At 50.4% G+C, this 22,448-nt stretch carries 27 protein-coding genes; 16 read left to right on the top strand and 11 right to left on the bottom strand.

Annotated elements, in window-relative coordinates; all coding sequences use genetic code 11:
* Positions 1-73: 73 nt before the first annotated feature.
* On the bottom strand, positions 74-640 hold the full coding sequence (locus KBY68_RS05165; RefSeq protein WP_255096163.1) for a pyridoxamine 5'-phosphate oxidase family protein: 567 nt from the start codon (positions 638-640) through the stop codon (positions 74-76).
* 51 nt (positions 641-691) lie between these two features.
* On the opposite strand from KBY68_RS05165, the gene KBY68_RS05160 reads away from it, so the two are divergent.
* The 4 genes from KBY68_RS05160 to KBY68_RS05145 all read left to right on the top strand — a co-directional run bounded on the left by KBY68_RS05160 (position 692) and on the right by KBY68_RS05145 (position 4,982).
* On the top strand, positions 692-952 hold the full coding sequence (locus KBY68_RS05160) for a PM-15 family protein (protein ID WP_255096162.1): 261 nt from the start codon (positions 692-694) through the stop codon (positions 950-952).
* A 208-nt stretch (positions 953-1,160) separates the two neighbouring features.
* Complete coding sequence (locus KBY68_RS05155; protein WP_255096161.1) at positions 1,161-1,790, top strand: DoxX family protein; 630 nt, start codon at positions 1,161-1,163, stop codon at positions 1,788-1,790.
* 118 nt (positions 1,791-1,908) lie between these two features.
* Entirely contained in the window at positions 1,909-4,146 is a 2,238-nt protein-coding gene (gene katG / locus KBY68_RS05150) for a catalase/peroxidase HPI (RefSeq protein ID WP_255096160.1), read from the top strand.
* 26 nt (positions 4,147-4,172) lie between these two features.
* Positions 4,173-4,982, top strand: coding sequence for a prohibitin family protein (locus tag KBY68_RS05145; protein WP_106499180.1), 810 nt, complete (start codon positions 4,173-4,175; stop codon positions 4,980-4,982).
* A gap of 17 nt (positions 4,983-4,999) precedes the next feature.
* On the opposite strand, the gene KBY68_RS05140 is transcribed toward KBY68_RS05145, so the two are convergent.
* A complete protein-coding gene (locus KBY68_RS05140; protein WP_255096159.1) occupies positions 5,000-5,836 on the bottom strand; it encodes a PfkB family carbohydrate kinase in 837 nt (278 codons plus the stop codon).
* Positions 5,837-5,854: 18 nt separating this feature from the next.
* Here KBY68_RS05140 and KBY68_RS05135 point away from each other — a divergent pair, with 18 nt between their 5' ends.
* Entirely contained in the window at positions 5,855-6,409 is a 555-nt protein-coding gene (locus KBY68_RS05135; RefSeq protein WP_106499182.1) for a PCC domain-containing protein, read from the top strand.
* The gene (locus KBY68_RS05130; RefSeq protein ID WP_255096158.1) at positions 6,409-6,957 is read left to right on the top strand and encodes a rhomboid family intramembrane serine protease; all 549 of its coding nucleotides are present in this window, start codon (positions 6,409-6,411) and stop codon (positions 6,955-6,957) included. The genes KBY68_RS05135 and KBY68_RS05130 overlap by 1 nt, the downstream gene beginning before the upstream one ends.
* Here the strand turns inward: KBY68_RS05130 and KBY68_RS05125 are convergent.
* Positions 6,954-7,505, bottom strand: a complete 552-nt coding sequence (locus KBY68_RS05125; protein WP_255096157.1) for a peroxiredoxin — start codon at positions 7,503-7,505, stop codon at positions 6,954-6,956. The genes KBY68_RS05130 and KBY68_RS05125 overlap by 4 nt on opposite strands.
* Before the next feature lie 4 nt (positions 7,506-7,509).
* Entirely contained in the window at positions 7,510-7,989 is a 480-nt protein-coding gene (locus KBY68_RS05120) for a GNAT family N-acetyltransferase (protein ID WP_255096156.1), read from the bottom strand.
* 167 nt (positions 7,990-8,156) lie between these two features.
* Here KBY68_RS05120 and KBY68_RS05115 point away from each other — a divergent pair, with 167 nt between their 5' ends.
* Positions 8,157-8,519, top strand: coding sequence for an AbrB/MazE/SpoVT family DNA-binding domain-containing protein (locus KBY68_RS05115; RefSeq protein WP_106499186.1), 363 nt, complete (start codon positions 8,157-8,159; stop codon positions 8,517-8,519).
* A 21-nt stretch (positions 8,520-8,540) separates the two neighbouring features.
* Here KBY68_RS05115 and KBY68_RS05110 read toward each other — a convergent pair whose 3' ends face one another.
* Positions 8,541-9,713, bottom strand: coding sequence for a type 1 periplasmic-binding domain-containing protein (locus KBY68_RS05110; RefSeq protein ID WP_255096155.1), 1,173 nt, complete (start codon positions 9,711-9,713; stop codon positions 8,541-8,543).
* 74 nt (positions 9,714-9,787) lie between these two features.
* Here KBY68_RS05110 and KBY68_RS05105 point away from each other — a divergent pair, with 74 nt between their 5' ends.
* The gene (locus KBY68_RS05105) at positions 9,788-10,501 is read left to right on the top strand and encodes a hypothetical protein (RefSeq protein ID WP_255096154.1); all 714 of its coding nucleotides are present in this window, start codon (positions 9,788-9,790) and stop codon (positions 10,499-10,501) included.
* Here the strand turns inward: KBY68_RS05105 and KBY68_RS05100 are convergent.
* Together KBY68_RS05100 and KBY68_RS05095 are read right to left on the bottom strand one after the other, a co-directional pair.
* Complete coding sequence (locus tag KBY68_RS05100; protein WP_255096153.1) at positions 10,498-10,677, bottom strand: GIVxVP protein; 180 nt, start codon at positions 10,675-10,677, stop codon at positions 10,498-10,500. The genes KBY68_RS05105 and KBY68_RS05100 overlap by 4 nt on opposite strands.
* The gene (locus KBY68_RS05095; RefSeq protein ID WP_315855647.1) at positions 10,674-11,000 is read right to left on the bottom strand and encodes a nuclease; all 327 of its coding nucleotides are present in this window, start codon (positions 10,998-11,000) and stop codon (positions 10,674-10,676) included. Before KBY68_RS05095 ends, KBY68_RS05100 begins: the two co-directional genes overlap by 4 nt.
* 112 nt (positions 11,001-11,112) lie before the next feature.
* Here KBY68_RS05095 and KBY68_RS05090 point away from each other — a divergent pair, with 112 nt between their 5' ends.
* Entirely contained in the window at positions 11,113-11,982 is an 870-nt protein-coding gene (locus KBY68_RS05090) for a polyphosphate kinase 2 family protein (RefSeq protein ID WP_255096151.1), read from the top strand.
* Position 11,983: 1 nt separating this feature from the next.
* On the opposite strand, the gene ilvB is transcribed toward KBY68_RS05090, so the two are convergent.
* On the bottom strand, positions 11,984-13,831 hold the full coding sequence (gene ilvB / locus KBY68_RS05085; RefSeq protein WP_255096150.1) for a biosynthetic-type acetolactate synthase large subunit: 1,848 nt from the start codon (positions 13,829-13,831) through the stop codon (positions 11,984-11,986).
* Positions 13,832-13,891: 60 nt separating this feature from the next.
* A complete protein-coding gene (gene hemH / locus KBY68_RS05080; RefSeq protein ID WP_255096149.1) occupies positions 13,892-15,055 on the bottom strand; it encodes a ferrochelatase in 1,164 nt (387 codons plus the stop codon).
* A 42-nt stretch (positions 15,056-15,097) separates the two neighbouring features.
* Between hemH and KBY68_RS05075 the strand changes: the two genes are divergently transcribed.
* The 3 genes from KBY68_RS05075 to cobO are packed head-to-tail and all read left to right on the top strand — an operon-like array spanning position 15,098 to position 17,522.
* Positions 15,098-16,255, top strand: coding sequence for a site-specific integrase (locus tag KBY68_RS05075; protein WP_255096148.1), 1,158 nt, complete (start codon positions 15,098-15,100; stop codon positions 16,253-16,255).
* Positions 16,252-16,896, top strand: a complete 645-nt coding sequence (locus KBY68_RS05070) for a class I SAM-dependent methyltransferase (protein WP_255096147.1) — start codon at positions 16,252-16,254, stop codon at positions 16,894-16,896. The genes KBY68_RS05075 and KBY68_RS05070 overlap by 4 nt, the downstream gene beginning before the upstream one ends.
* Positions 16,893-17,522 (top strand): cob(I)yrinic acid a,c-diamide adenosyltransferase, encoded by a 630-nt coding sequence (gene cobO / locus KBY68_RS05065; RefSeq protein WP_255096146.1) that lies wholly within the window; start codon positions 16,893-16,895, stop codon positions 17,520-17,522. Before KBY68_RS05070 ends, cobO begins: the two co-directional genes overlap by 4 nt.
* Here cobO and KBY68_RS05060 read toward each other — a convergent pair.
* On the bottom strand, positions 17,494-17,733 hold the full coding sequence (locus tag KBY68_RS05060) for a hypothetical protein (RefSeq protein ID WP_315855646.1): 240 nt from the start codon (positions 17,731-17,733) through the stop codon (positions 17,494-17,496). The two genes, cobO and KBY68_RS05060, sit on opposite strands and share 29 nt — an antisense overlap.
* A 69-nt stretch (positions 17,734-17,802) precedes the next feature.
* Between KBY68_RS05060 and pyrH the strand changes: the two genes are divergently transcribed.
* From pyrH to KBY68_RS05040, 4 genes are all read left to right on the top strand, one after another.
* Positions 17,803-18,516 carry a UMP kinase gene (pyrH, locus tag KBY68_RS05055; RefSeq protein WP_106499194.1) on the top strand — a complete coding sequence of 238 codons (714 nt, stop codon included), beginning with the start codon at positions 17,803-17,805 and terminating at the stop codon, positions 18,514-18,516.
* A 61-nt stretch (positions 18,517-18,577) separates the two neighbouring features.
* On the top strand, positions 18,578-19,087 hold the full coding sequence (gene frr, locus KBY68_RS05050; protein ID WP_255096169.1) for a ribosome recycling factor: 510 nt from the start codon (positions 18,578-18,580) through the stop codon (positions 19,085-19,087).
* Positions 19,084-20,250, top strand: coding sequence for an NAD(P)/FAD-dependent oxidoreductase (locus tag KBY68_RS05045; protein ID WP_255096145.1), 1,167 nt, complete (start codon positions 19,084-19,086; stop codon positions 20,248-20,250). Before frr ends, KBY68_RS05045 begins: the two co-directional genes overlap by 4 nt.
* The gene (locus tag KBY68_RS05040) at positions 20,247-21,266 is read left to right on the top strand and encodes an esterase-like activity of phytase family protein (protein WP_255096144.1); all 1,020 of its coding nucleotides are present in this window, start codon (positions 20,247-20,249) and stop codon (positions 21,264-21,266) included. The genes KBY68_RS05045 and KBY68_RS05040 overlap by 4 nt, the downstream gene beginning before the upstream one ends.
* Here the strand turns inward: KBY68_RS05040 and KBY68_RS05035 are convergent.
* Positions 21,237-22,406, bottom strand: a complete 1,170-nt coding sequence (locus tag KBY68_RS05035) for a transaldolase (RefSeq protein ID WP_106499198.1) — start codon at positions 22,404-22,406, stop codon at positions 21,237-21,239. The genes KBY68_RS05040 and KBY68_RS05035 overlap by 30 nt on opposite strands.
* Between the last annotated feature and the right edge of the window lie 42 nt (positions 22,407-22,448).

Genomic DNA, 22,448 nt, shown 5'->3' with positions numbered 1-22,448 from the left:
CTAGACTTGGTGATTCTGATTTAGGTGTTAATGCCAAACGTTTAACTGAGATCCATGCACTTATCCCCTCAATTTAAGGATTTATAGCTTCCTTAAGCCAACCATTTTCTGCTTTCCAACAGAATCTTCTGTGGGGGGTAGCAGTTAATTCCAGCAGTTCAACCATCTCACAGTTAACACGGATAAGCTCAAAATTATCTGGAGGAGGGGTTTCTTCAGGCACCTGGAGCGGAAAATTGCTTTTTGAATTTAAGGACAATCCCGGCGCTGGCCAAAACCATGATGCTTTTGCTTTTGCTGAGAGCTTTTGCCAGTGCTGCTGAACGGCTTTCTTTTCTCTCTCTGCAGTTAGAAATGTATTGATTCCCCGAAATCTAAATTGGCTTTTTGCCTTTGGCAGCAGCCAACAAATTTCAATCCTTGGGTTCTCTTGAATTTCGAGTGATTTTTCACTCCTTCTATCGGTTACCAGGTCTAGTTCACTTGCCCCGTGCCAACCCCTAAAAACAACGGTTCGCACCCTGGGGCTGCCATCGGTTGCTGTTGTGGCCAATTGAACCCAGTTTTTAGACATTGAATTTTTTTCCTTAGCCTGGGCAGCACGTAAAACCTGCCTCCAGGCTGGTATGTGGTTTTCCAACGCCCTAAGCGATCTCAAGCCATAATGTAACGGTTCGTTAAGTTATCAGCCATGACCCTTGGTGAGGTTTTTCTCGAATCCCTGAGCACCGGTGTTATCACAGAACAAGAAATCGATTGGTTGGCGGCTCAGCAAAACCGCTTTAACCGCGATGAAGAGGCAACGGCCCTAAAACTTGGCAGGCTTCTCGATTCCGGCGCCATCAATCTTGGTTGCCGAATTCCTTCTCAACTCCTCAGGCACAAACTTGTTTTAAACGATTGGATCGAACCACTCGGTCGCAGGCGTCACCACAAGGCAATCGCTGCCTAGCCACCAACCAGCTTATTGAAACGTTACAGTTTGTTTACAAAAGTCAACACTCAGCCATGGACGTTTCCCCCGCCGCTGCCATTGCAGTGCTTCTTATTGGAGCCTGGATTGTTGGAGCGCTCGCCCAACCAGACATGCCCAGCGATTGAGATCGCTTCACATTTCGCAATCTAGCGCGCCAGACTTTTTCAAACCTATTTTTCCTTCCATGACCAATCCGATCTTGCTCGAGTCGGCCGGAGGTTTTTTAGCTTCCTGCGCTGCCCTTTGGTTTCTAACGGTAAAGAAGCTTCCTAGTTTTGGGTTTACTTCTATCTCAACCAACCTCCAGCCCGTTCTTAAGTCTTACCTATTGAAGCAGAACTACATCGCTTCAACAGGTTTGCTTTTACTGCGTATTGCAGTTGGTGTGATGATGATTCACCACGGCCAAGAAAAGCTAGCTGATCCACAGCAATTTGCAGACACATATGTTGCATCCTTGCATCTTCCCTTTCCGCTTTTCTTTGCCTATGCGGCCGGGTTATCTGAGTTAATTGGCAGTTGGCTGTTGATATTTGGAGTTTTCGCGCCGCTTGGTGCGCTTGCTATCACTGGAACCATGGCAGTTGCAGCCTATCAACATATCTTAACCGGTGGTTTTAATATTTACGTACTTGAGCTGGTTGCACTTTATTTAGGCGGTAGCATCGCCTTACTACTAACTGGACCTGGATTATTTTCTCTTGATGCTTTATTGATCAGGCTGTTACCCGCTAAGGCGAGCCAAGCCGTATCAGATGATTTCGATCTATCAAAAGATAATTCAGGTTTGGTCTATGTAAAAATAAACGACTAACTTACATATAAGAATTAATTTTTTTAAGCTCCAACTTCATCTCACAGCTGTAGAAATTGTGTGATTTCTACAGCTGTTTTTTTGTTTTTGTTAGTTTTAAGCATACGTTTTGCTTTCCATGACGGGTTCTGCTTCAACGAGTGGCATTAATTCTGGCAAGTGCCCCTTCAGTGGCGTAAGCCATGAAACCCGAGCTGGAGCTGGTCAATCCCCCAGCGACTGGTGGCCCCAGTTGGTGAAATTGAGCATTCTTCACCAACACAACTCAAAGGCAAATCCCCTCGGATCAGATTTTAATTATCCAGAAGCTTTCAATAACCTTGATTTTGCTGAACTCAAGAAGGATTTAGCTCATTTGATGACCGATTCCCAGGATTGGTGGCCTGCGGATTGGGGTCATTACGGTGGTTTATTTATCAGGATGGCCTGGCATAGTGCCGGCACCTATCGGGTTGGCGATGGCCGTGGCGGTGCCAGCACTGGTAATCAAAGATTTGCGCCACTTAATAGTTGGCCTGATAACGACAACTTAGATAAAGCTCGCCGTTTGCTTTGGCCCATTAAACAGAAATATGGCAACCAAATTTCCTGGGCAGATTTAATTATTCTCGCTGGCAATGTTGCATTGGAATCCATGGGTTTCAAAACCTTTGGTTTTGCTGCCGGCCGTGTTGATATTTGGCAGCCAGAGGAAGATATCAACTGGGGTAAGGAAGCAAGTTGGCTTGGAGATGAGCGCTATAGCGGTAATCGTGAATTGGAGGCTCCCCTTGCTGCAGTGCAGATGGGGCTTATTTATGTGAATCCGGAGGGCCCAAATGGCAACCCAAATCCAGGGGCATCAGGCATTGATGTGCGCGAAACCTTTGCGCGCATGGCCATGAATGACGCTGAAACCGTTGCCCTGGTGGCAGGGGGGCATACCTTTGGTAAATGTCATGGAGCGGGCAATAAGGAATTGGTGGGTCCACCTCCAGAAGGTGCCCCCCTTGAAGAAATGGGCTTGGGTTGGCGCAATCTCCATGGCAGTGGCCATGGCGCTGATACCAACACCAGTGGCATTGAGGGAGCCTGGAAGCCAAATCCAACCCGTTGGGATATGGGTTATTTCGATATGTTGTTTGGTTATGAATGGGAGCTGGTTAAAAGCCCTGCTGGTGCTTGGCAATGGCAAGCCCAAAATGTAAAGGAAGAGCACCTAATTCCCGATGCCCACATCCCCGGTGTAAAACATGCACCAATAATGACAACCGCGGATCTTTCTTTGCGGTTTTCACCATTCTATGAACCGATTGCACGCCACTACCATCAAAACCCCGATGCATTTGCTGATGCTTTTTCAAGGGCATGGTTCAAACTCACCCATCGTGATCTAGGACCCCGCTGTTTATACCTCGGACCGGATGTGCCAGCTGAAGTGTTGATTTGGCAGGATCCCATCCCAGCCTTAACAAAACCTGCAATTAATTCAACTGCAATAGTTGAATTGAAAGCAACACTAAAACAATCCGGTTTGAGCGCAAGCCAATTGGTAGCTACTGCATGGGCATCTGCTTCTACTTTTCGGGGTTCAGATAAGCGCGGTGGTGCAAATGGTGCCCGCTTGCGGCTTGAGCCCCAATGCGATTGGGCAGTGAATGAACCAAACCAGCTGAAAACCGTTCTGTCTGTTCTTAGTGAGATCCAAGCAACTTTCAATTCCAGTGATAAATTTGACTGCTGGCTTTCAATGGCTGATTTGATTGTTTTAGCTGGTGGTGTTGGTATTGAAATTGCAGCTGAGGCTGCTGGCTACGAGTTAAATCTGCCCTTTAGCCCTGGTCGTAATGATGCATCCCAGGCTGAAACCGATATCGCTTCCTTTGCAGCACTGGAACCTAAAGCTGATGGTTTTCGTAATTATGAGCAGCCTGGAATTGGCGATTTAGCAGAACATATGTTTATTGATCGTTCTCAATTATTGGGCTTGTCGGCACCAGAAATGACTGTTCTGCTTGGTGGTTTGAGGGTTTTAGGTGTTAATTGTAATTCTTCTAATCATGGAGTATTTACAACTAAGCCTGGCACCCTCAGCAATGATTTCTTTGTTAATTTGCTTGATATGCAAACCGTTTGGGCGCCCAGCAAGGAGCTTGAAAATACTTACGAGGGCAGGGACCGCAACAGTGGCTCCCTGCGCTGGACTGCCAGCCGCATAGACCTGTTATTTGGCTCCAATTCCCAGCTCAGGGCCATCGCTGAGGTTTACGCTCAGGCCGATGGCCAACAGAAATTTGTGGCTGATTTCTGTTCAGCCTGGACAAAAGTAATGAATCTAGATCGATTTGATTTAACCGCTGCTGAATTAGCTGCCTAGGATAAATTCTCCCACGATCCTTGCCAATGCAATCGCCGCTTAGATCTGCCAACGGCTCAGATGGACCAGGAACAATTCTTAGCTTGGTACTAGCCGTAGTTGTTGGTTTAGCGATTTTATTGAGTCAAACCGTTTTTATAGTGCCGGCCGGCAATGTGGCGGTTGTAACTACCCTTGGCAAGGTAACTGGTGTGCCCCGTAATCCCGGTGCAAATATTAAGGCACCTTTGGTTCAAAACACATCCTTATTTGATGTGAGAACCCAGGTGAAACCTGAGCAATTCTCAACACTCACAAAAGACTTGCAGGTTATTCAGGCCACTGCCACTGTTAAATACGCAATGAAACCAGCCGAAGCTGGTAGGATTTATGAAACGATTGCCACTGATGATCAGCAGATTTATCCGAGAGTTATTCAACCATCTTTGTTGAAAGCTTTGAAATCTGTTTTTTCCCAGTATGAGCTGGTTACAATCGCCACCGAATGGAATTCAATTTCTGAATTGGTTCAAGAAAAAGTTGCTGAAGAATTACGTAAGTTCGATTATGTTACTGTTCAGGGTTTAGACCTTACTGGTTTACAGATAGCTGAGGAATATAGAGCGGCTATTGAACAAAAACAAATTGCTGAACAGCAATTGCTCCGGGCCCAAACTGAGGTATTGATTGCTGAGCAGGAAGCAAAGCGCTATCAAACACTTAATTCGAGCCTTGATGATCAAGTTCTTTATAAACTCTTCCTTGATAAATGGGATGGTCAAACCTCTGTAGTGCCAGCTTTGCCTGGTGCCGCTGGCGTTTCGGGTAGTTCGGTAATTGTTAATGGACGCAGATAAATAAAATACGCATATATTTATTTTTCATATGGTCCAAAAACCGAAGCGCATTCAGCGCCACAACGTGCCCCAAGTTGAATTGCTTCCATAACTTTGTAACCAGCCGCTAGCCCAGCAGTTACCCCCGCCGCAAAACTATCGCCGCAGCCGTAGCTATCAACCAGTTTGCCGCTTAGTGGCATTGCTTGATAGCGTCCGCCGGGTTCACACCAGCCCCCGGCGGCTCCTTCGGTGGCAATACGCAATAGCGGTTTTTTACTAAGGGCTCCCCTGGGAACTTCTTCATCTGGGTCTAGGGCGCTGCCGATCAGGGCATCACAGCTAATGCCACTTGCTTCCAGTAGTGGCAACCGCAATCTTGGTGTTGCTGTGAGCAGGGCGCTGCGGCGGCAAAGTTGTAAACCAGCTGCATTTGTGGCCGTTACAAATACACCATCTGTTTCGGCTAGTGCTTCCCATGGCAGTGGATCCTCTGCCTCTGGAGCGAGTCGCTCACCAATAACCGTGATAGTTCGCTCCGCTGCTGCATCAACAAAACTGATTCCCCGGCGAGTTGCTCCATCACGCCAGGCAATTTTTAAATCAAGCCCAAGTTCCGTTAACCGAGCAGCTGCTTGTTCGCCTACGGCATCACGGCCTAAGGCAGTGAAGAAACTAACTTTTCTTCCGGTTAGCCGAGCAAGTTGCACCGCCGCCAGCGCCCCACCGCCTGCCGGTTCCTCCCGGTAGGCAGTGGCGTGGCTAATGCTTCCAGCTTTGGGCAACTTTTCAACCGCCATAAAGCCCATCCATTCCACATGGCCAACCACAGCCAAGTTCAAATTGGCTAGGGGCCGGCTTAGGCTTGTTTTCATTTGCTCCTCCGAACTGTTATGCAGGCCGTGCCACTTCACCTAGATGCCGGTAGTGATGTGCGCAGCAGCCTTGAACAGTTTGCCCAAGAACGCAATGCAACTGGTTTTGTTTTGAGTGTTGTGGGCAATCTTGCCCAAGCGGCTTTTGCCTGTCCCGGCCAAAAAACGCCGATGGTTTTAAGTGGTGAGCTCGAAATTATCACCCTGCAGGGCACCATCGCCCCTAAGGGCGTGCATTTGCACCTCAGTTTTTCCGATCCTGAATGTGCCGTTTGGGGCGGACACCTGGAGCCGGGCACCACGGTGCTGCGCGGCGCTGATCTTCTATTGGGCCTGCTTAGTGGGGAAACCCCCTCCCAGGCAAGGGTGCAGGTGGCTGGTTTACCCGAATGCCCTTTTTCGCGGCGGGCCTTACGCATGCTGCGCACCCTGGGGATTCCCTTTCAGGAGATCAGTCCCACGGGTGATGGAAGTGTTCCACAAATATTTATTGATGGGGTGGCCATTGGTGGCTACAACTCCCTAGCTGAACTGCATAGCCGTGGCGAACTGGAGTATCTGCGTAATTCCTAATGGCTGCATGGTTTTCGCGGCTTAATTTGCTTTTGCCCCTGTTGATCTTGCTGGTCGCCTGGCTACAGGAGTTTTTAGATCAAATCTTCTTTCGCGGTCAATGGAATCTACCGATGGTTCCGGGTGGTTCGTTTCTTGGTGTTCTAACAGCTCCTTTTAGCCATGCTGGTTTTGCCCATTTATTAGCCAACTCCTTAACTTTTTTACCATTGTCGTGGTTGGTACTTTTAAGAGGCCGCAGGGATTACCTAGCCGTTTGGCTTGGGGTTTACTGCTGCGCTATTCCCGTGTGGTTGTTTTGGCCCAATGGCAGCCATGGCCTATCTGGTGTTGTTTATGGGCTGCTGGGCTACTTATTAGTAATTGGCTGGTTGGAGAAAAAACCCCTATCTATTGCCCTTTCCGGATTAGCTCTCGTTAGCTACGGAGGTGTTCTACCGAATTTGATTCCGATATTTTCAGCACCTGGCGTGAGTTGGATTGGGCACTTCAGCGGTTTCCTCGGTGGGGTGTTAGCGGCGGCAGCGATTGCAAGAACAAATACCTAGGCCTGTTGCTTTTCCAATTCTTGAAGCACTTCTTGGCTATGAATTGAAGGCTGCACCGCAGTCCAGCGGGCGCGCAAAATTCCATCTGGATCAATTAAAAACGTATGTCTTTGCGAAAATGGGGCGATCCATGATCCATAGGATTTACTAACCTTGCCATCGGGATCAGATAGCAGGGTGTATGTAAGACCCTCACTACCGCAAAAGGAGGCGTGCTGGTTTGGGTCGTCGGCGCTAATGCCAATTATGTCTGCCCCTTTATTGCGGAATTTTGGAAGATCCCTTTGGAATCCCCTCGCTTCTAGGGTGCAGCCACTGGTGAAATCCTTAGGGTAAAAATACAAAACCAACCACTTGCCCTGTAGATCAGCAAGTTTGCGCTGCACCGCACCAGATTTATCGATGCCAGCCAAGTTGAAATTAGGTGCTGTTTGATCTAAAGCCGGCAGAACTCCCCCCATGGCCTGTGCTTGTTTTGGCAGCAGCATCAGGCCCAGCAAAGTGGCAGAACCCTTTAAGGCACTTAGTAGTAACTGGCGTCGCTGCATAGGTTTAAGCCAAACTTTTGGCTATTCGAAACCGTTCAAAGCTAACTCCGCCAATCAAGAGTTGTTCTTTCTCAACTGTTAGCCAACCCATCCGCTCAAAGAGGGGATGGCTGATGTAGCTGGCCTCGCTGCGTAATTTCTTAACCCCTTGCCTTGATGCTTCCTGCTCAAGGGAAACAAGCAATTGGCCACCACGGCCTTGGCGATGGGAGCGGGCCCTGCAATAAAGCAAAGCAACGCGATCAACTGGGTGTAACACCGCAAAGGCTTCAATTGTTTCGCCATTGCAACTAACTAAGCCATAGCCAGATTGCAGGGTTTCATCGAGCACCCCTGGCAATAGGGCCACAGCAGACCAGGCATCAAGTTGGGCTTGGCTATAGATCCTCGGCGATAAATTCAGCACTGCATCCACATATACCTGGCGCACTTCGGCATGGTCACTGGCCAACATTCGTCGCAATGGCCAACAATTGGCGTGCATCCTTGATCCCATCTGGTTTTAGATGCCTGCAAATGGCGGCATTTGATAGCGCTCCACAGTTTATCTACGTGAGCAGGGGACAGCAAAACAAAATCATTTTTGGGAAAAGGTTCTCAAACCAGCCATTTGATTGGTATGTTTAGGGAGTAATTCTTTTTCAACTTCACATGCTCATCGGGAATGACCTTCTAACCAAGGTTCGCGAACTTGGCGATGCTGGCAAATCTGAGATCGTGCGGGCTTGCGGCTATGTATCCACTAAGAAAGATGGTGGTGAGCGCCTAAACTTCACAGCATTCTACGAAGCCCTTTTAGAGGCAAAAGGCGTAGATATCGGTGGTGCTTCCGTTGGAAAAGGCGGCCGCAAACTCAGCTACATCGCCACTGTTCAAGGCAACGGTAACTTGTTGATCGGCAAGGCCTACACAGCCATGCTGAACCTGAAGCCAGGTGATGAATTTGATATCAAGCTGGGTCGCAAGCAAATCCGCTTGGTGCCAGTGGGCGGTGAGGATGAAACCGAAGAGTAACTTCCAGGCCCACTTAGCCTGTTAGTTAGCGCCTAAATTAAAGCTCTTGCGCAGCTGCACCCCGTTCACCTCCAGCTGGATCACATCCAGCTGGGCTGTGGGCGGGGTTGCTGCTTTCATATCCATATTGCTGATTGCGCCAAGCGGTTTTGCTGCGGCACCTTCTTTCCTGATTTTTACGTTTGCGCAAATGCTGGCTGGCTTTAGCCCTGGGTTAAATCCAGCCATGCCATTGAGAGTTGTTATTTTTGCCGGTAACACAGTTAGGGCAACCAGTTGGCCGGCATCAAACCCAGCCGCTTCTACCGTTCCAGGTTTATAGCCAAAGCGCTTTTTAAAATCCTTTTCAAATGATCCCCAGCCAGGGCCACGGCTGGCTTCCTCCACACCAATCTGCACCTGTTTACTGGTGGTTTTAGGGGCGAAATTCCACACTAAACGCATCTGCTCTGGCCATGCCTGAGCCATAACAGCAAGCATTAATTCACTATTCCTTGGGCTCATAACCACCAGTGCCGCTGGACTAAACCATTCAGCATCGGAAACTAACTGTTTTAATTCCTCTGCATCCCTGGCATTAACCCTGCGGGCCTGCAGATCAGTTCCAAGCAGCACGCCTCCCTGTAATCGCATGGTTTCCAAAAAACGATCAGCCAATAACTGTTGATCAGCACTGCCATCACTGATTAAAAGAAAACTGCGCAGGTTGGCTTGCACCATTGCCTTAACCAAGGCATCAATTTCTAAGCTGCGGGCAGGTGTTACGGGCCAGAGTTGATCTGAACCGCGGCGGCTTGCCAGTTGCTGCAAGGAAGCACCCCTTTGCAACGGTAATAAGACCTGTCGTTTTTCAAATTGGGCAAGCAGGCCGGTTTCCACCAGTGGCGTTGCCGGTGGCGCCAATAAAAGCGGCGGCAACCTGCGATTGCCAAGTTGGCTAGAGGGATCGCTGCCGGGTTTTATCCAGCCCACCGACCATTGGGTTTTTGGTGCGCCGCAAAGTTCACTTTGTTCTTGGGCCAGGCTAAAACCGCGCCGGATGCCATCCCCCAAACCAGCCACAGCACCCTCGCTAGGTAGCAGCATCAGGGCATTTCCAGGTAGGGGCCATGAAGCAACAAGGCTTTGGCTAGCTAGTAGAGCCGCCAGCACTCCAGCAACTTGCAGGGGGGATGAGCTTTTATTGGTGGTCATGACGAATACCGTCCAGCTCGGCAAGGCTAGGGCTTGCTTTATGCCTACGCTTATCAATTAAAAGCGGGAATTTCATGAAGAGCGTTTTCAAAGCTGCTCGTTCATTTGCCTTGGGGGCCGCTGCATGCTTGCCGCTATTGGCACCAACCCTGCCGCTCAGGGCAATTCCAGAGGCTGATGCTCTAAAAAAATTAGCGGTTATTCCTGTGTTTCTAATCACTAATGAGCAGGGATCACCCATACCAATCCCCCAAGGTGATAAAAATTTGCTGCTGCCAATGTTTTTGGATCAAGCAAAGGCCCAAAAGGAACTAGATGCTTTTAATAAGGCTAACCCCGCAGCAAAAGCGCGTGTAACACCGATTCCAATGAATTTAGCCAACGACAAGGTAAATGAAATAAATAAAAAACTTACCGATAAAAAGCTTGTTGCTCCTGTGATTAGCTCCGATGCGGATATGGCAAAGGCTGTTGAATTGCTACGCAAGCAAGGGGTAAGTGAAAAAGACATCAATGAGGGCCTATCGGTACCGGTGTTTTTCTCCAAACCCTTTATTACGATCAACACCCCGAAGGGCACCAAAGCAGTTTTCTTTCTTTCCTATAGCGATGCAGCTGCAGCTGCTTCAAAAATCCAAGGCACGAAAGTTGAAATGCTTGCAGCCGATCTCACCGTTGCCTTGGGCAGAATGATTGAATCCAAAAACGACGAATTTGTTTTTTATCCCACGCAGGCATTTTTTAAATTGATGCAGGAACAGGGCCAGGGAGGCGCAGCTAAACCCTAATCTTTTTCTGTTGGGATTAATTGGGCCAAAAAACCACCGGCAAGCAGAGCGATGCCAAGCCAAATAGCAACGGTTTGATTGCTTTCTGAACCCCAAGCAGCTGCACTAAGGAATGCACCCCCAAGTAAAAGGCATGGAACTAAAACGATTCCTTTTGCAGTTCGGTTAATACTCATGCCTTCTCCATTGGTTTAGTTGCTTTGATGCAGCCTTGGTTTAATTTTGCCAATTGATTTTCCACTAATAAACTACTGAGATCCTGGCTGCTGCCAAGGGGCCTCACCCTTGCTAGTAATAACCCATCCTTGCTGCCCATTGGCATCAGGTTTACTTTTTGACGCCTTGGCAGTTGCTTACGCAAGAAATCAATCGAATTTTGCTCCTGCCCTGGGTTTATTTCTGCGCAAGCTAGCCTCACGCTGTAGGTGCGGTTTTGATCGCCGATCAAAAGCAGATCAGCTTCTCGCACCTGTAGCACTTCAGCTGCTGATACTCTCACTGGACTAAGCAGTAATCCAGATATCAATAGAAGCAGTGCCAAACAATAATCAAAAATACGCTTCATTTGAAATCCCAAACCATTGCTATTCTGGCCAATTGGCTCCTTGGTTGTGGCAGCTGAATGGCATGAGCCCAGTTTTTACAGGGTTCCAGCAGGTGATAAATTCCGTTTAGCGGATCAAAATCCCAACTTCAAGGCTGATTTAAAGGATAAAGAAGCTGCCATGGGTCCCCTGCAAGAGGGGGTTCAAAAACTAGCAAAGCTCCAGGATTTGCTCTATGCCGATGGCCGTTGGGGTGTGTTGATTGTGCTGCAGGCCATCGATGCAGCTGGGAAGGATTCCACTATTAAACATGTGATGAGTGGTGTTAATCCCCAAGGGGTAAAGGTGCATAGCTTTAAACATCCATCCAGTGATGATTTGCGTTATAATTGGCTTTGGAGATATAATCTTCGCTTGCCTCAAAGGGGCGAAATTGGTATATTTAATAGATCTTATTATGAGGAGGTTTTGGTTGTTAAGGTGCATAATCTTGTGGCTAATCAATGCCTGCCCGATTCGCTAGTTGGTCCCCATATTTGGAGGGAGCGCTATGAAGATATCAATGCTTTTGAAAAGCATCTCACCAGGAATGGTATTGTTATTCTTAAATTCTTTTTGCACATAAGTGCTGATGAGCAGCAAAAGCGCTTCCTCAAGCGGCTCGAGGCACCTGAGAAAAATTGGAAGTTTTCTTTTAGTGATTTAGAAGAAAGGCGTTACTGGAATGATTACCAGGGGGCATTTGAGAAAATGTTGCAAGAAACTAGTACTGATATTGCCCCTTGGCACTGTATCCCCATGAACAATAAGTGGTTTGGACGCTTGATTATTACAAGGGCAATCAATAAATCACTTGAATCACTGGGTCTTCGTTATCCACCCCTTTCCGCTGAGCAGAGGGAATGTTTGGCTAAGGGTAAAGACCTATTGGCTTGATTTAGAGCCTATCGCCGCAGCTGGAGCAGAAGATATGTTCGCTTGGGTTTGAATGGCCGCAATTGCTGCAGTTGCGCCTTTCGCTCAGGGCTAGTTCAGGGTGGCTAGGTAAACCAACCATTTGAGCATTGCTCTTGCCCGGTGGCACCATTGGGTAACAGTTTTCATTTCTACGCACCCTCACATCAACCAAAACTGGGCCGGGATGATCAAATGCTGCTTGTAAACCGCTGCGTAGATCTTCTCGCCTAACAATTGAGATTCCCCTCACACCAAAAGCTTCTGCTAAGGCGGGGAAATCAGGCATGCCAAGGCTCATGTCTGAGGCTGAATATCGCTCCTCATAGAAACTTTCCTGCCACTGCCTCACCATTCCTTGCCAACCATTATTAATTATTATCAGCTTTACTGGTAATTGATATTGAGCAAGGGTACCTAACTCTTGAATATTCATCAAAACACTGGCATCACCTGCAACGCAAATTACCTGCTCACCCTCCAGTGCTGTTTGTGCTCCCAGGGCAGCGGGCAAGCCAAAACCCATGGTGCCTAAGCCGCTGCTGCTAATCCATTGCCTTGGGCCATTATTTAAATATTGAGCAGCCCACATCTGATGTTGACCAACATCGGTTGTTACGGTTGCATTAGCTGCTAGTTCCCGCAGGGCTAGCATCACTTCTTGGGGAGCTATTGCCCCAATTGGCTCTGGAATATTCAAGGGATATTTGTGCTTCCAATCATTGATTCGCTCCAGCCAAGCAGCGGTGCGGTTATTGGCTTGATGATGATTTGATGTTTCCAAAAGTGCCTTAAGGGCATCTTTTACGTCGGCAACTATGGCAACATCAGGGGAACGATTTTTGCCAACTTCAGCCCCATCGATATCAATATGGATAACTTGAGCCCTAGGGGCAAAACTATCTAATCTTCCAGTAACCCGGTCATCAAAGCGAGCACCGGTGGCAATTAAAAGATCGCAATCTGTAACAGCAAAATTTGCATAGGCAGTGCCATGCATGCCCAGCATTCCCACCGAGAGGGGATGGTTTTCATCAAAGCAGCCCTTGCCCATCAAGGTTGTGGTAACTGGCAATTGGAAGCGTTCGGCCAGGATTTTCACTTCAGCATGGGCACCAGAACTGATGGCACCGCCTCCCACGTAGAGCAGGGGCCGCCTGGCTTCGCGGATTAAATCCAGCGCCTTTTCAATATTTGCTTGCCTTGGCGGCCTTGGAAGATGAAAACCAGCGGGCACCACTGATCCAGGTTCAACTGGTATGTAATGGAAACGCTCGATCCCCACATCCTTGGGAACGTCGATCAGCACAGGGCCTGGACGACCGCTGGCTGCAATTAGAAATGCCTCTGCAACGATTTTGCCGATTTGAGCTGGATCGCGCACCACCCAGGAATGCTTAACGATGGGCAGGGTGATCCCAAAAATATCTGTTTCCTGAAATGCATCGGTGCCGATGGCTGGTCTTGGCACCTGCCCCGTAACAACAACCATGGGCACGGAATCCATTTGGGCGGTGGCTATGCCCGTTACCAGATTCGTGGCCCCCGGGCCCGAGGTGCCAAAACAAACTCCCACCTTGCCTGTGGCCCTGGCATAGGCATCAGCAGCGTGGGTGCCGCCCTGCTCGTGGCGCACCAGCACATGCTTCAACCAACCCCTTTGTTCGGCTAGGAGCAGTTCGTCGTAGATGGGCAGGATTGCCCCACCCGGATAGCCGAAAATGTGCTCCACCCCATGGCGGTGCAGGGCATCCATCAGAGCGTAGGCACCGCTCACTTCACCTGGTAGCTCCAAGGCGATTGCGGTTTGGGAAGCTGTAGTGATAGTCACGGCAGCACCAAATAGCTGTTCATTAGTTTCTTAACTTAGGCGTAAGGGGTGCTGGCCGGTTCATAGCAAGCCCAAATTGTGCAGCGGTCCCCTACCACTGAGTAATTCAAATAGGAAGGCTGAAAATCCCAGCATTGCCAGCCGGCCATTCCAAACCTCTGAGCTGTTGTTCCAGCCCCACACCCATTTCTCCTGGGGATAAAGCTTGGTGCGGGCTGGTAAGGAAGCAGCCTTCTCAAGATTCACCTCAGGGCCTGCCATTGATTGCTCTACCAAATCAGCTAAGCAAGCAATAAAGGTGGGATCCGTATCAAGGGCTGGCACCCTCCGGAAATTACTAACACCAGCTTCTGTGGCAATTTCGCGATATTCGATATCAATTTCTTCCAGGGTTTCGATGTGTTCACTCACAAAACTGATCGGTACCACCACCAACTCCTTTACCCCCGCAGCTCCAAGCTGCTCCAGGGCCTCTTCCGTGTAGGGCTGCAACCATTCAACGGGCCCCACCCTGCTTTGGTATGCAAGCGTCCAGGGATTATCGCGATTAATTGTTTTCATAATCAGCTGGGCACAGCTTTCAATTTCGCTTTGATAGGGATCGCCCGCTTCTTCCACATAACTTTTGGGTACTCCATGGGCACTAAAAAACACATGGGCTGTGGCTGGATCTATGCAAGCATCGAGTTCTTTATTAATTAATTGAGCCATGGCCTGTAGATAACCAGGGTGGTCGTACCAACTGCGAATCGCCCGTAGGGGCAGTGCGGCAAAACCACTGTCGGTTTGTTGAAGCCTTTGCAATTCACGGAAGCTTGAACCGCTGGTGCTGATCGAAAAATGGGGGTAGAGGGGCAACACAACCACTTCATCAATGCCATCCGCCTTCATGTCGGCCACTGCCGATTCGGTGAAGGGGTGCCAATAGCGCATTGCCACATAGGTGGTGGCTTCCACCCCCCGCTGGCGAAGCACACTCTGCAATTCCCTCGCCTGGTGATCGGTGATGCGGCGCAATGGGGAGCCGCCACCAATCGATCGATAGGCCTCTTGGGATTTACTGCTGCGCAGGCTGCTGATCAGCCAAGCCAAGGGCTTTTGCAGCACTGGCAGGGGCAGCCGAATAATTTCCGGATCAGCAAACAGGTTGTATAAAAAAGGTCCCACATCCTGGATGCGCTCTGGGCCACCCAGGTTCAGCAGCACAACGCCGACCCGGCCCATGCCCAATTCATCCAAACTGCCCTGAGCCTAACCGCCCCAGCCATGGGTGTTCCCCTCACCCCATCTTTGGCCCAATGCAATAGCGCCCTGCGCTGTACTGGCATTCGTTTGCGCTTGGAGCAACGGGGCCAGTTGCTTTGTTTGCGGGGGCCATTACCCCTGCGCAACGGCGAACCCGGGCTAAGGGTGCAGCGCTTGAGCCTGGGCTTAAGCGCTGATGAAGCAGGGCTGGCGCAGGCATTGCAGCGCTTGCACCAGGTGCAAATGGAGGTGAATAAGGGTTGTTTCCAATGGCCAAACCAGGGCAGCAAAGCAACAACAAAAATTCAAATCAACCCTCCCAATCCATTGGCAAAGCAGCTGCATGCCTTTGAGGAGAGATTTTTTAATGACCCCCGCCGCAGGCGCAATCCAGCGGGTGCCCGCACCACCTGGAGCGCCGCCTATCGGCCCTATTTGAGAAGGCTTGAAGCCATGGGCCAGCAGCAGCTTGATCTGGCATTGCTGGAGCAGGTTTTGGAGAGCTATGCCCTGGCTAGTAGGGCCCGTCAACAATGCGGAACCGTGCTTGCACTGCTGGCCCGTGAGGAGGGTTTAAGCCTGCCTGAGGATTGGCAGGAAAGGTGTGCTGGTTATGGCTTGCATCAAGCCCATTTCAGGCAGCTTCCCAGTGACACATCAATTATTGAAAACCTCGAGTTGATTCCCAATTCGGGCTGGCGCATGGCCTACGGACTCATGGCCACCTATGGCTTGCGCAATCACGAACTCTTTTTTTGTGATTTCTCGGGTTTTGCTGAAGATCCAGCCGCTGTAGTGAGGGTGCTGCCCACTACAAAAACCGGGGAACACCAGGTGTGGCCGTTTCAACCGGAATGGGTGGATCAGTTCAATTTGCGCAGCCTTGCTGATGGCAGCGCCCAGCTGCCCCCTGTGGGCACCGACCTGCGTCGCACCACCCTGCAGCAGGTGGGTAGAAGGGTGGCGGAACAATTTCGCCGCTATGGCCTGCCTTTCACCCCCTACGACCTCCGCCATGCCTGGGCCCTGCGCACCATTCACATGGGTTTGCCCGATACGGTGGCGGCCCGCATGATGGGTCACTCCGTAGCGATTCACACCCGCACCTATCACCACTGGATCACCCGGCGCGACCAGCAGATGGCGGTGGATGCAGCCCTCGCAAGGCGCAGCCCATGAAGGCGCGTCCCCTCAGGCAGTTTGCCTATCGCCACCGTTGGTTTTACGACGCGGTTACGGCGCTTTCCTCCTTGGCGGTGGGTGGTCCAAAAGCGCTGCGGCTGCTGGGAGCTGAATGGCTAATTGAGTTGTTACCAGCCGGCGCTGCGGTGATTGACCTCTGTTGCGGCAGTGGTGATGCCGCTGCTCCATTGCTGGCTGCCGGATTCACAGTTACCGGATTGGATATTTCGCCCCGCGCCCTTGATTTAGCGGCCAAGCGCTACCCAGCTTTGAATTTGGTGGAGGGCCTTGCCGATGATCCACCCCTTGCACCTGGCAGTTTTGCTGCCGTTCAGCTGAGCTTGGCCCTGCACGAATTTTCAGCCGAGGAGCGATGGAAGGTTTTGGATGCGGCAAAACGCCTGCTCAAGCCTGATGGCTGGTTGGTTTTGGTGGATTTGCATCCCGCGGGCCAAGGCCTTGCCCCCTTACAAAATTTGTTTTGTGCCCTATTTGAAACCGAAACGGCCATTGCCTTTTTGGAGCTTCATTTGGCGGCTGAGTTAACCAGCAGGGGATGGCAGGTGGAGCGGCAGCAACTTTTGGCCGCTGGTGCCCTGCAACGATTGTTATGTAAACCACAAACAGCCCAACCTTGAGCGCCCCAAACCCCATACCCCCAAGCCAGGAATTGGATTCCCATCGCTTGCGCATGGAACGGCGCAAGCAGGTGCAGGATCAGAGGGTGGGTGAAAGGAACCTGGAAAAGGGTTTAGTGCTGGTGCACACCGGTTTGGGTAAAGGCAAAACCACCGCAGCCCTTGGCATGGTTCTACGCACCCTTGGCCATGGCAAGAGGGTTGCGGTGGTGCAATACATCAAGGGTGCTTGGGAACCCGGTGAAGCCCTTGCCCTGAAGCGTTTCAACGACCTCATCAGTTGGCATGCCCTGGGGGAGGGCTTTACTTGGGAAACCCAGGATCGCCAGCGGGATCAGGAACTAGTGGAGGCCGCTTGGCAGCAGTCGTTGCTTTATTTGCAGGATGCCGAGGTGCAGCTTGTGCTTTTAGATGAGGTGAATGTGGCCTTGAAACTTGGTTATTTGCCCTTGGCTTGGGTGCTTGAAGGTATTGAAAAAAGGCCCCCTGGCACCCACGTGGTACTCACGGGGAGGGGAGCCCCTGATGGCTTAATCGAGCGGGCTGATTTGGTAACTGAGATGACGATGGTTAAACATCCCTTCCGCGAACAGGGCGTTAAGGCACAACAGGGGATTGAGTTTTAAAAGGCAGTTCGCCGTTTAGATCCTGCCGCAATAACCAAGTGGCTGAGATCAACACGGATAAACCACTCACCAATAGGGCCCTATGAACCTCCGGTTGGCTCCAGCCGGATTCAGATCTGGTGGCGTTGGCTAAGGCTGAAAGGGTGAGGCGAGCCATCATTCCACTGCGACAGCTATCAACCATGGCCAGCAAGCGGTTGGCGCTATCCAAGCGGTTGGCTTTGAAGCGTGCAAGTTTTTTTGGCGGCGCTTGCTACTGTTCGCCGGATAGAGGCGCTTAATGGCTTACAAAAGGGTTCTGCTCAAGCTCAGTGGTGAGGCCCTGATGGGGTCGCAGGGCTATGGCATCGATCCCGCCATAGTTAGTGCCATTGCCACAGATGTGGCGGCAGTGGTGGCAACTGGCACTGAATTAGCCATCGTTGTGGGCGGCGGCAATATTTTTCGCGGCCTTAAGGGTTCCGCCGCCGGCATGGATCGGGCCACCGCTGATTACGTGGGCATGCTTGCCACCGTGATGAATGCCATCACCCTTCAAGACGGTTTGGAGAGGGCTGGGATCCCCACCAGAGTGCAAACCGCCATTGCCATGCAGGAGGTGGCTGAGCCTTACATCCGCCGCAAAGCGATTCGTCATCTTGAAAAAGGTCGTGTGGTGATCTTTGGCGCCGGATGTGGCAACCCCTTCTTCACCACAGACACCACCGCGGCCCTGCGGGCAGCTGAGATCAGCGCAAATGTGGTGCTCAAGGCCACCAAGGTTGATGGGGTATACGACCGTGATCCTGAGAAATTTAGTAATGCAGTGCGCTATGAAACACTTACTTTTCAAGATGTTTTGGCAGGGGAGCTTGGGGTGATGGATTCCACCGCCATTGCCCTCTGTAAAGACAATTCAATTCCAATCGTAGTTTTTGATCTTTTTGGTGCTGGGAACATCGCCCGGGCGGTTGCTGGAGAAGCAATCGGCACCCGCATCACCCCAACGGCTTAATCTCTAAACATCACCCATAGCAATGCGATCCATGGACCTTGAAGTAAACATGCGCAAATCGCTGGAGGCCACCCAGCGCACCTTTAACACCATTCGCACCGGTAGGGCCAATCCTTCTTTGTTAGATAAAATAATTGTTGAATATTACGGCGCTGAAACACCGCTGAAGGCTTTGGCAACAATATCAACACCAGATGCCCAAACCATTCAAATTCAACCATTTGATAGTGGCTCTATGGCTTTGATTGAAAAAGCAATTGCCACTAGTGATTTAGGGCTCACCACTAATAATGATGGCAGGCTGATAAGAATAAATATTCCACCCTTAACAACGGAAAGAAGAAAGGATCTCTGCAAGCTGCTAGCAAAATATGCTGAGGAGGGTAAGGTCGCCCTTCGTAACATTCGCCGCGATGCGATTGATCAAATTAAAAAACAGGAAAAAGATGGTGAGTTGTCGGAAGATCTAAGCCGTGATGAGCAGGAAAAAGTACAAAAAGTAACTGATAAATCTATTGTTGAACTTGAGAAGCTTCTAGCTGATAAAGAAGCGGATATTCTCAAGGTGTGAGCGCCTCCAGGCTTGATGTGGCGGTGGTAGGCGCTGGCGCCGCAGGTGCCGCCGCCGCTTACCACCTAGCGCTCCGGGGCCATTCCGTTGCTGTAATTGAACCGGGCCCATTCCCTCGCCCTAAACCCTGCGGCGGTGGCATGGCCGCTTCGGTGCAACGTTGGTTTCCCTGTGATCTAAGCCCGGTGGTGGACCGGGTGATCGATCGGGTGCGTTTTACCTGGTGTTTAGATGATCCTGTAATTGCTGATTTGCCTGGGGAGTCGCCCTTTTGGATCGTTACTCGTTTGAAATTGGATGCCTATCTACTAAACCAAGCGCAAAACCATGGTGCTGAATTGTTAATGGGTTTTAGCCTTATTGGCATTGAAAGGGATCAAGGCGGATGGCGTTTGCAATTAAAGGGTTCCGGCGGTGAACAAAGTTTGTGTTGTGCTGCTTTGGTGTTGGCCAATGGCTCTAAAGGTAATTTTGCCCATCAGCTTGGCCTAGGTGATCCGCAGCCTCGGCTCGCCTCTGCCTTAGCGGTTGATTTAGATGGTGAGGTTCTTGAAGAAACAACGGCAAGGTTTGAATTTGGCCTGGTTAAAAATGGCTTTTGTTGGTGTTTCCCTCGCCTCGGTGGCTACAGCATTGGCGTTGGTACATTTTTAGGAAAAACATCCGCTCTTCATAGCAATGATTTAGCTACTAATTACGATCAAGTGTTATCAAAACTATTGCCCTCCCTTGGATTTGAAGCCACCGCCGGTAGGCGGCGGCCCTGGCCCCTAAGGGTTTGGAATGGCCACTATCCGCTCCACGGCGATGCCGTGCTTGCGGTGGGTGATGCGGCGTCCCTTGCTGATCCCTTCCTGGCTGAGGGTTTACGACCAGCCCTGCTATCTGGTTTACGTTCTGCTGAGGCTTTGCACCAATGGTTTGGTGGAGATCCCAACGCCCTTGCCGGCTATTCGGCAACAATGCGAAGCGAATGGGGTGAATCAATGCAATGGGGTAGACGCATTGGCCAAGTGTTTTATCGATTCCCAAAGGTGGGCTACCAATTGGGTATCAAACGTCCCACAGCACCGCAACGGATTGCCCAAATCCTCAGCGGTGAAATGGGCTATGGCGATATTGCCCAAAGGGTGATTCGTCGATTGATGTTTGGTTTTAAATGATTGCAATTCAGCTGCTGGCAGCCCTTGCGCTCAATCCACTTTTGCCATGTCCATTAACGGCTGGATGGCAGTTGCTTTGGCAGCAGGAATTACCAAAACAAAGTGCCATGGGTGTTCCAATTGGCGGTTTTTCTGGTATGCAAACCCTATTAAAAAAGCAGCAAATTATCTTACTTAGTGATGCTCCCCGTGCCTTTACCCTTAGCATTGATTGGCGTGGTTCACTTTTAAATCCCCGCTGGCAGTTGAGTGAACCTCAACCAATTCAAGGTTCTCCAAATACCCCCCTAGATGGGGAGGCCTTGGTGCAAGCAGGGGCTGCTTGGTGGATGGCAAGTGAAGCTAGGGATGCATCAATCCAACCGGCTGAATTATTGCAGCTGAATAAAGCGAGCAGCTCTAATTTTGGCTTTTCTCTGATTAATAGATTCCCCTTGCCGCAAGAATGGCAGCCGGCCCTTGATTCAGGGTTGCTGCCAAATCAAGGCCCCGAGGCATTGGTGGCACTACCCGGAAAACATTTGCTAATGGCGGCGGAACGTCCTTTAAAACAGGATCCCCCAAACCAGCTGCGGTTGCTGCTGGCAGAAATTAAAAGTAAACCAGATCAACTCCAGTTCAAACAAATCTTGCCATCGCTTGAATATCAGCCAGCAGCAGGAGCTGAAGCCCATTGGGGGCTAACAGAATTAATTGCAATTGAAAATGATGCCTTACTTGCCCTTTGGCGTGGCTACCGGGAGCCAAATCAATGGTGGTCTCGCTTGGAGTTGTTTGCACCAATCCAGTTATCGGCAAAAACAAAGGGACCCTTAAAACCCATTGCCCAATGGGATTTGATTGGCCTTGGCCTGGCGCCCGACAACTGGGAGGCGATGGCAGAGGGGCCTCGCTTGGGCGATGGCCGCTCCACTTTGCTGCTTGCAAGCGACGATAATTTCAATCCCCTGCAAGCGAATCGCCTCGCCCTATTGGCTCCTTTGCGATCAGCGAGCTGTGGCAAGGGCCGCCCCTAGGCCACCGCGCACATCTTCGGGCATCAACCTGCCGTCGTGGTCGCAATCAAGGGCGTCAAATACGGCATCGCTACCTAACCACTCTTCCCTGGTGATGCAGCCATCACCATCAAGATCATTGAGCAGGAATATTTCTTGGGCCGCATGGGCAAATGCTGCACCACCTTCAATTACAGCTAATCGATGGGCCAGTTGGGCTTCCAAAGTATCTATTGCTTTGCTGAAGCCTTGGATCCCTTCATTCAGCTTTTCATGGGCCATCCGGTCTTCCTGCATCATTTCACTGAAGCGGGCCGCATCAATGCTGAATTTTTCAATGGTGGCAGCGGGGGCCCCTGGGTTTAGTTTGCGGCTTAAGGGTGCTTCGGTATTACGCAGTTGATCCAACAATTTAGGTGAAATTGTTAATAGATCACAACCTGCAAGCTCAATAATTTCATCTAGGTTGCGGAAGCTGGCACCCATAACCTCTGTTTTGTAGCCGTAGGTTTTGAAGTAATTAAATATTTTCGTAACTGAGATTACACCTGGGTCCTCAGGGCCTGGATAGCTGTCGCGGCCGCTGTCTTTTTTATACCAATCCAGAATCCTGCCCACAAATGGTGAGATCAAGGTGATGCCCGCCTCAGCGCAGGCAACCGCCTGGGCAAAACCAAACAAGAGGGTGAGGTTGCAGTGAATACCTTCTTTCTCTAGGGATTCAGCTGCCTTGATGCCCTCCCAGGTGGATGCAATTTTGATTAAAACCCGCTCGTTAGTGATGCCGGCATCGTTATAAAGACCAATTAATTTGTGCGCTTTTGCAATCGTTGCTTCGGTGTCAAAACTGAGCCGGGCATCCACTTCTGTGGAAACCCTTCCGGGCACGATTTTGAGAATTTCTTTACCGAAACTCACACAGATTTCATCTAGCGCCTCAGCAACAACCTGCTCAGCAGGGGCATTGGCACCAATAAGTTTGCGGGATGCCTTCAGGGTGTCGTCTATTAAATGTTGGTAGTCGGGTATTTGTGCTGCAGCAAGGATTAGGGATGGGTTTGTGGTGGCGTCCCTTGGGGTGAATTGCTGTATCGCCTGGAGGTCGCCGGTGTCGGCAACCACCACGGTCATGCTGGAAAGCTGTTCAAGCAGGGTGGCCACGGCATTTCAAAATCGTTCATCAGCACCGTAGCCAGGCTTTAC

The organism is Synechococcus lacustris Maggiore-St4-Slac, from assembly GCF_024345595.1.
Taxonomy (GTDB): Bacteria; Cyanobacteriota; Cyanobacteriia; order PCC-6307; family Cyanobiaceae; genus Synechococcus_D; species Synechococcus_D lacustris.
The sequence above is the reverse complement of the archived record's forward strand: the minus strand, read 5'-3'. Positions and strand labels throughout refer to the sequence as shown.